At 66.7% G+C, this 7,947-nt stretch carries 6 protein-coding genes and 1 pseudogene; 5 read left to right on the top strand and 2 right to left on the bottom strand.

What is annotated here, in order from left to right; translation table 11 throughout:
* The 4 genes and pseudogenes from ACFWFI_RS38410 to ACFWFI_RS38395 form a co-directional block, all read left to right on the top strand.
* A pseudogene (locus ACFWFI_RS38410) lies at nucleotides 1-428 on the top strand (chromosome segregation protein SMC); the annotation flags it as partial.
* The gene (locus ACFWFI_RS38405; RefSeq protein WP_387399783.1) at nucleotides 425-805 is read left to right on the top strand and encodes a hypothetical protein; all 381 of its coding nucleotides are present in this window, start codon (nucleotides 425-427) and stop codon (nucleotides 803-805) included. The pseudogene ACFWFI_RS38410 and the gene ACFWFI_RS38405, both read left to right, overlap by 4 nt.
* Before the next feature lie 42 nt (nucleotides 806-847).
* Entirely contained in the window at nucleotides 848-2,488 is a 1,641-nt protein-coding gene (locus ACFWFI_RS38400; RefSeq protein ID WP_387399780.1) for a hypothetical protein, read from the top strand.
* 98 nt (nucleotides 2,489-2,586) lie between these two features.
* Nucleotides 2,587-4,728, top strand: a complete 2,142-nt coding sequence (locus ACFWFI_RS38395; RefSeq protein WP_387399777.1) for a UvrD-helicase domain-containing protein — start codon at nucleotides 2,587-2,589, stop codon at nucleotides 4,726-4,728.
* A 15-nt stretch (nucleotides 4,729-4,743) separates the two neighbouring features.
* Here the strand turns inward: ACFWFI_RS38395 and ACFWFI_RS38390 are convergent, their stop codons facing one another.
* A complete protein-coding gene (locus ACFWFI_RS38390) occupies nucleotides 4,744-6,402 on the bottom strand; it encodes an N-6 DNA methylase (protein WP_387399774.1) in 1,659 nt (552 codons plus the stop codon).
* A 378-nt stretch (nucleotides 6,403-6,780) separates the two neighbouring features.
* Nucleotides 6,781-7,047: a hypothetical protein gene (locus ACFWFI_RS38385; protein ID WP_387399771.1), complete on the bottom strand. Its 267-nt coding sequence runs from the start codon at nucleotides 7,045-7,047 to the stop codon at nucleotides 6,781-6,783.
* 175 nt (nucleotides 7,048-7,222) lie between these two features.
* Here ACFWFI_RS38385 and ACFWFI_RS38380 point away from each other — a divergent pair, with 175 nt between their 5' ends.
* Complete coding sequence (locus ACFWFI_RS38380) at nucleotides 7,223-7,855, top strand: proteophosphoglycan 5 (RefSeq protein WP_387399768.1); 633 nt, start codon at nucleotides 7,223-7,225, stop codon at nucleotides 7,853-7,855.
* The last annotated feature ends 92 nt before the right edge of the window (nucleotides 7,856-7,947 follow it).

The raw sequence follows: 7,947 nt of genomic DNA, 5'->3' as shown, positions 1-7,947 counted from the left end.
CCGTCGTCCCCAGCGACGATCCAGTCGCGCGAGCGCTGGAGGAGACGAGGGCCGTGGCCAGGGACCGGAACGTGCCGCAGGAGGTCGCCGAACGCGTACTTCCCGCCATGTGCCGCGGAGTACTGGAGACCGCCTACACGGATGCTGCGCGACGCCGGCTCCGCAGGGACGGGCAGGGACGGGTCGCCGCGGAGGAGGCGATCGGCAAGGCGCACCGCCTCACCGAGCTCGTCGCCCTCGCCCTGTCCGACGACCGTATGCAGCCTGCCGAAGTACTGGAGATCGTCGGACGGGAACACGGACCGTGGGCGCGCGCCTTGATCCAGGAGTGCAACGCCGGCACGCACCGGGTTCTTTCGCCGAGTGTCGACCGCATGGACCTGGTCCGGCGCACCGAGCGCCTCGCCATGGAGGTGCTCGCACGATGATCCTCCCCACCCACGGACTCACCGCCGCTGCCGAGCACCTGCTCACCCCTCCGCCGGGCGTCACCTACACCACTGCCCCAGGTACCCGGGCACGCGCCGCCGCCGCTCTCCTGCGCCTGGCGCTGGACGAGACGATGGACACCTTCTGGAAAGACGTCAGTCCGGCCATGACGCGCACATCGGGGCGTACGAAGGCGCTCTGCCTTGAGCGGTACGTCAGTCCATCCGTGGCACGGCAGTGGTACGCCGTCTGGTCGGCCCTCAGCGCGGCCTGCCATCACCACATCTGCGAACTGCCGCCCACGCCCGCCGAAGTCAGGGCCTGGCACCAGGACGTCATCGAGTTGCTCACAGTCCTGCCTGCCACAAGGCGCTGATCACTCCACTCACCTCACCGACCCAACGAACGAGGCCCACGCATGGATACCCGTCGATACCGCATGGTGGTCACCAGCGGACTGGACTACGTCAAGACCGGCGCAGAGGTCGACGACGGGCTACGGGCCTGGTTGAGGGAGCAGCCGAAGGGCTACAACATCGATGCGTTCGCTGAAGGACGTAACGAGATAGCCAACGGCGTCACCCTCGACCACGACGCCAGCACCGGGAGCGCCGGTGCCTACGGGCGATGGCGGCTACGTGAGACCGCCCCGGACGGCATCTGGCAGACCACCGTGCTGACACGGCAAGCGGGAGAAGGTCCGACCTGGGTGCAATTGGACGTTGAGCATCTGCCCCACGACGTGGACGCCTTTCCCGTGCCCGCGAAGACCCCTCGGCTCGCCGGAAGCCTTCTCGGCGTCCTGGAGGCCCGGGACGGGCTCGCCGACGTCACGCCCGCTCTCCAAGTCATCGAGGCGGAAGATGTCGAATCCGTTATCGACGAACTCTGCGACGAGAACAGGCGCCTGCCCATCGTCATGGCCAGCACCCCGTTCGGCGTCGACTTCGACACCTGGCTGGAGCGGACGCTCGATCCGCTGTTCCGTCCACTGGCCGGTCTTGCCATTCTCTATGTGCTTGCGCCCGAGGCCGGGACGGTCTTCAACCGCACCCTTGAACATCATCAGGTCTACGGTGGCGGGATCCGCACTTATCTGCCCGGAGTCGATCCGGCCTGGCCTGCTGATGGACAGCGGCACCGCGTGATATCCCGTCGTCTCATCGAGGACAGGCCACAACAGGCTCGCCGCATCCTCGCGCACCTGCCCCAGAGCCTGGCGACCCGCTTGCCGCTCCCCGCAGAGCTCGATTCAGTCCCGGTCATGCGAACGCGGGCCAGGGAGGGCGTGGGGACGTCCGAGCTCGAACGGCTTCGCGACGAGAACAACGCCCTGTACGAGATCGTTGAGGAAGCGGGCCGGGAACAGCGGGTCCGGGCCGACGAGATCCGTGACCTCAAACACGATCTCCGCGAGGCGGAGAACAACGAGACGCAGCTCGTCATCGATTACGACGAGCAGTACCGGGACCTGTACGAGGCAAGAGCACAGGTGCGGTTCCTGCAGAAGCGGCTGTCGGTGCTGGGCGCGGCTGCGGATGCGTACGCCCCTGTGCTGAGTCCCGCAGCCGATCCCAGATCGTTCAAGGCGATTCTCGCCCGGATCGACGAGATGCCCCACCTGCACTTCACCGGCCGTCGTAAGGACACACTGGAGCTCGACGACCAGGCCTACGGCTCCTCGTGGGTACGCATGGCCTGGGAAGCGCTGCTGGCCCTTGAGGGTTTCGCCGACGCGGCAGCCGAAGGACGGACCAACTGCGACTTCAAGCAGTGGTGCACGGACACCCCCACTGGGGCACCCGCCCTTTCCCCGCGCAAGATCGTCCGGGACGAGTCGAAATCGGTGAAGGCCAATGCGGCCTGGCGCAGTCAACGAACATTCCCCGTTCCGGAGCGGGTGGACCCTGCGGGCAAGGTCTTCATGGGCGCCCATCTGAGGATCGGGGGAGGGAACACCATTGCGCCGCGCCTGCATTACTACGATGCCGCCTGTGCGAAGCACGGGATATTCGTGGGGTACATAGGGCCCCATCTCACCAACACGCTCACCTCCTGAGTCCGTGCGGCGCGCAGATCGGTGCTGACCATGTGCGCACGGCAACAGCACTCGTATGATCGATAGATCCGATCTGCCGGTACACAAGGAGCGCCCTCGTGCCACAACTCGCCTTCGCGAACACCTTCTGGGAGAGTTTCGACGCCCTGGAGAAGCCCGTCAAAGCGGGTGTGCGCAAGGCGATGGCCAAGTTTCAGCGGCTTTCGGTAGCCGAGCTGCGGGCGGACAAGGGGCTCCACCTCGAGTCGGTCGAGAAGTCGCGCGACCCGCGAATGCGGACCATTCGTATCAATGACTTCTGGCGTGGCGTCGTTCTCGCCCCCGATGACGGCAGTGACACCTTTCTGCTGCTGAGCGTCGTGCCGCACGACGATGCCTACACCTGGGCCGCGAAGCGTCTGTACACCATCAACACTGCCACCCGAGCTCTGGAAGTACGCAACGTCGTTGCCATCGAGCAGCTCACTCCGGCACTCGAGAAGGCGGCGAACGCGGCCCCCAGCCTGCTGTTCGCTGCCCATTCGGATACTGTTCTGCGGGAGCTCGGCATCGACGACCAGGTACTGAAGGCCGTCCGCACGGTCATCGACCGGCCGCAACTAGACGCGTTCGGGACGCTGTTGCCCGAGGACCAGTTCGAGGTACTCACCTTTCTCGCCGAGGGCTTCACCCCCGATGAGGTCTACCGGGATGTGGTCGCCGTACACCGGCCGGTTCATGCGGCCCCGGAGCCGACCGAGGATCTTGCGGCAGCCATCGCCAACACCAGTAGCCGCATAACGCTGATCACCGAGCCCGACGAGCTCGCAGATATCCTGGAGAAGCCCTTCGCCGCATGGCGGGTCTTCCTCCATCCCTCGCAACGGCGGATGGCCTACCGCGTCACCTACAACGGATCCGCGCAGATCTCCGGTGGACCGGGCACCGGCAAGACGGTCGTGGCCCTGCATCGTGTCAAGCATTTGTTGTCGCGTTCGCCGGACGCCCGCATATTGCTCACCACATACACCAACGCGCTCGCCGGGGCTCTGCGGGAGAATCTCGACCTGCTCCTCGATGATGAAGCGCAGCTGGCGCGTGTCGATGTGACCACGGTCAATGCCTACGCCCACCGGATCGTGCGCGATCTGGCGTCGCGAACCCCGTCACCCATCGGAGACCAGGAGGAGCGGAGAATCTGGCAGAAGGTCGGCAAGCAGCTCGGGTTGCCGTGGACGGAACAGTTCCTGGCCCAGGAATACCGCCACGTGATCCTCGCGCAGGACCTGAGGTCGTCCGAGAGCTACCTGGCGGCCACGCGACGTGGCAGAGGAACGGCTCTCGGACCGCTCAAGCGGGCCCAGGTCTGGCGTGCTGTAGAGGAATTCAGGGCAGCGCTCGCGACCAAGGGCACGAGTACTCATTTGCAGGTGTGCGACGAGGCGTCGCGGCTGCTGGACGGTGCGGACCTCACTGTGCACGGGTACGCCCACGTGGTGGTGGACGAGGCCCAAGACCTTCACCCCGCCCAGTGGCGTGTTCTGCGGGCCGCTGTCGCCCCCGGGCCCGATGATCTGTTCATCACGGGCGACCCCCACCAGCGGATCTACGACTCGCGGGTCTCGCTCGCCGCGTTGGGGATCACGGTTGCCGGTCGCTCCAGTCGGCTGCGGATCAACTACCGCAGCACTGAAGAGATTCTGGTGTGGTCCACCGGCATCCTGGACGATGTGCCGGTCGATGACCTCGGCGGCGAGGGCAGCGACAGCCTGTCCGGCTACCGCTCGCTGCTGCACGGACGGAGGCCACAAGCCAATGGATACGGCTCTGAGCAGGCCGAAGTCACCGCACTCGTCGAGCGAGTGCAGGGGTGGATCGCTCAGGGCATTCGGCCTTCCGAGATCGCCGTGTGTTCGAGGTTCAATGTGCTGCTTGACAAGGTAATGGCGCGGCTGCAGGCCGCCGACGTTCCGGTAGTGAAGGTACGAGACACCCCTGAAGCGGGGGCAGAAGGTGTACGACTTGCGACGATGCACGCCATGAAGGGGCTCGAGTTCCGATGCGTGGTGGTGGCCGGCGTCAACGCCGGTGCGGTTCCATTCGCCAGGGAGATCACACCGGCCGAAGTCGATCGGCTGCAGAACGAGTCGGATTTGCTGCGGGAACGGTGTGTCCTGTTCGTCGCCTGCACCCGTGCCCGCGAGGTGCTGCACGTGTCGTGGAGCGGGAACCCAAGTCCTTTTCTTCCCGCAAGCAGGTGAGACAGACTCGGAGGCTCAGGAGTCTTCGGAGGGCGGCGGACGAAGGGCCCCGCTGGTCAGGCCGTCCCGGGCCAAGGAGGCGGCCTGCTTGCCGAGTTTCGTCAGCCGTCCCATTTGTTCCTCGAACTCCGCGAGGGCTCGGAAGGCGGCACCGTACCGGCGCTGCTCATCGATGGCCATCTGCGGAATCCGTGAGCCGCGGTTATCCATGCGGAAGGTGCCGCTGGTGCTGGTCGAGCGTCTGTTGTTGAGGGTGCTGCGCAGAAAGCCGTTCAAGTAGTCGGTGTCCAGCTGTTCACTGGTGGATACGGCAGAGTCCTCCACGGTCTCCACCAGTCCCGCGCGAGCCAGCTCGGAGACACTGACCGTGGCCCCGTCCTGGAGGGTGCCGGCCGGGCTCTCGCGCAGCGGCGGCAGCAGGCCGAGCAGCGATGTCAGTTGCTCACTGATATCGGCGCGCGCTGCCTCGTACTCGGCGGTGAAGTCGGTGTGCCGGGTGGAGATGTGGGCGGCGGGAGTCAGGTCCACTACGTCATTGAGGAGATCGATACGAGGGACTTCGGCCGTCTGGTCCTCGGTAGCTTCGAAGGTGTCGGCAGGTGCATTGCCGGTGAGATCTGTCATGCGTACGGAATCGACTGTGTCATCCGAACCCGTCGGCCGTCTGAGCAGCCAGAGGTGAACGGACAGGGCGTGCGCGGAAGCCATGCCTGGGGGCAGAGCCACGACCTGGGTGAGCACGCCGCGGCGCACGATCTCGGCGCGGATTCGGCGACCTGCCTTGCGGTAGGCGACCGACGCGGGCATGACGACGACGACGCGGCCACCCGGGGCCGTGTGGTAGTAGGCGTGCTGGAGCCAGGCCAACTCGCTCTCGGCGCGGGACGGAACCCCGAACTCCCAGCGGGGGTCCAGCAGAAGCTCCTCCCGCCCCCAGTCGGCTGTCCCGACCGGGGGTTCGCACACGACGAGATCGGCTCTGAGGTCACGCTGCTGGTCGGAGCGAAGTGAGTCGCCCACGCGGATGGCCACTTGGCGCAGGTCCGTCAGGCCCGCGCGCAGCTCCGCGTAGTGCGCGTGCAAGGGATCGATCTCCTGCCCGGCCAGGATGCGGGCATGAGGACCGAAGGAGAACAGCAACGAGCCGATGCCGCAAGCGGGATCGTACACCGTTCCCTTCCTGTACCCGGTCCCCGCGAAGTGCTGAATGGCCAGGATGAGCTGAGGTGAGGTGATGCCATCAGAACCTGCCCGGCCGGAGGACTCCACGTAGCGCGAGGTAAGCGCAGCGAGCAGATCAGCAGGGGGAAGGTCTGCTGTGAGCTCGTCGACTAGGGCTTTGAGTACGGCCGGCGCGTTCTTCCCGCTGTGCGAGAGGAGCTCGGCAACGACCGAGAGCCCACGAACTGTGTCATCCCCGTAAGCACCACGCAGCTGCTGCCAGAGCCGCACCTCGGCAGACATCTCCTGACCCTTGTGCTGTTTCGCCAACCAGGCCCGGACGTCGGAGAGCGCGAAGAGCGGACTGCTGGTGCTGTCCGTCGTGGGCGTCGGGAAATCGTCGTAACGCCTACGCCAATTGGAGACGGCGGCGCGCGTGACTCCCGCCTGCCTGGCGATCTCGGCGGCGGTGACCAGGGAGTCGGAGGTGTGGCGCATTGCGTTGTCCTGCATGCAGCTACGGTACACGGATAGATCTCTTGACAGTATGACCGGCGCGTTGGCGATGTAAACAAACTCAGAGTTACGGAGCGGATGCGCTGAGCTGGTGGCCGTGGTGGCCGTGGTGCCGGATGGAGCTGGAGTGGTGTGTAAGTGGACGTGCCGTGGTTCGGCGCGGCTCTGGGGCCTCCGCGCCCCTCTGCTTCCGGGCGCCAGGAGAGTCTTGTCGTAGAGGTCTGCCCGTTCGGCGACGGGAGAACCTCTCGTCAGACGAGACCGGACGGCGCGCTGCACATCGGGGCGCCATGTCGGCCGTCCAGGCCAAGCGGGCTTCGGTCTGAAGGCGGCGTACGGTCCACCACATCGAGCAGTCCACCGAACAGGCGGATGTCAGACCAGCGGAGTGAGCTTCTTCGCCGTACTGCAGTGCTCGGTGCGCCCGTGCCGCCACAGCTGTACTGCGGTCAGTGTGAGGAGCACGGCGAAGACCCCGACGAAGACGCCCGCGATCACCGCCTGCCGGCCGCTCGCCGTCGCATCGTCGTAGGAGAGCAGACCGAGGGCGGACAGCAGCATCCCCGCCACGTACACCGAGCGGACGCGCCGCAACTGCCGGACCGCACGAGGAGCAAGAGCAACACGCTTCGCGAAAGCCATGCTCACCTTCGTACCCCCTATGTGGGCGATGAGGCGTCGATGCGCCGACAACCGCATCGCAGGGTCGCGCCGCAGGGAGGTCGGTACACCTCAGGGTGGCGTCCGGTGGTGACGAACACCGTTTTACGGGCACCAGAAGGGCTGACCATCACTCGACCACCGTGAGGAGCCCGCCGTGGCGCTGGTGAAGCTCGACCTTCCCGACCCGATGGCGTTGCGAGGGCGCTGGGCGGCACTCGCCGCTGTGCAGGCCGCCTCGGGGCACGGCGAGCGGTGCCGGGCGCTCCGGCCGCTCTGGCACTACGACGACGGGCACGGCAGCTGGATCGACCTGCACCACCTCGACGAGGGGCGCGCGGTGCTGCTCGGGCAGGACCGCAACGAGTCGGAGACGTACTACGCCGAGGCTGCCGACTTCTTCGAGGAGAAGGAGACCGACCTGTTGGCCGGTGCGCCCGAATGGTGGGAGCCGCCGGTCCGCCGCGTCCGGGACGCGGAGCTCTTCCTCGGCTTCGTGTACGGCTTCGACGGGAGCACGTGGCATCGAGCCGAGTACGACCTCGAGGACGGGTTCCGGAGTGTGGGTCTGCCTGCGCTCAGCACCGACCGCACCCGGGAGACGATCCTCGCCGCCGTCCAGCACCGGCCGGCCGCGGGCGGCGGCGAACCGTCCCACCGGCAGATCGATGCGCTGATCGCCGCCGACGGGGAGGTCGATGCCACCCTCGTGGCCGCCGTGGCTCCTCCCACCACCGGCTGGGACGCCGAGGCAGGGGCGGCGGCGGCCCGCGCATTCCTCGCAGCCTGATCGACTCGGGTCCCTGTGGGTGTGGGTGTCTTCGGGGAAGCCGACGGACTCCACCCGATCGGCAGGCAGGCAGGCAGACGACGACGCCGACC

This window comes from Streptomyces sp. NPDC060209 (genome assembly GCF_042728155.1).
Classification (GTDB): domain Bacteria; phylum Actinomycetota; class Actinomycetes; order Streptomycetales; family Streptomycetaceae; genus Streptomyces.
Note: the sequence above shows the minus strand (reverse complement) of the source record. Positions and strands in the feature narration are given on the sequence as shown.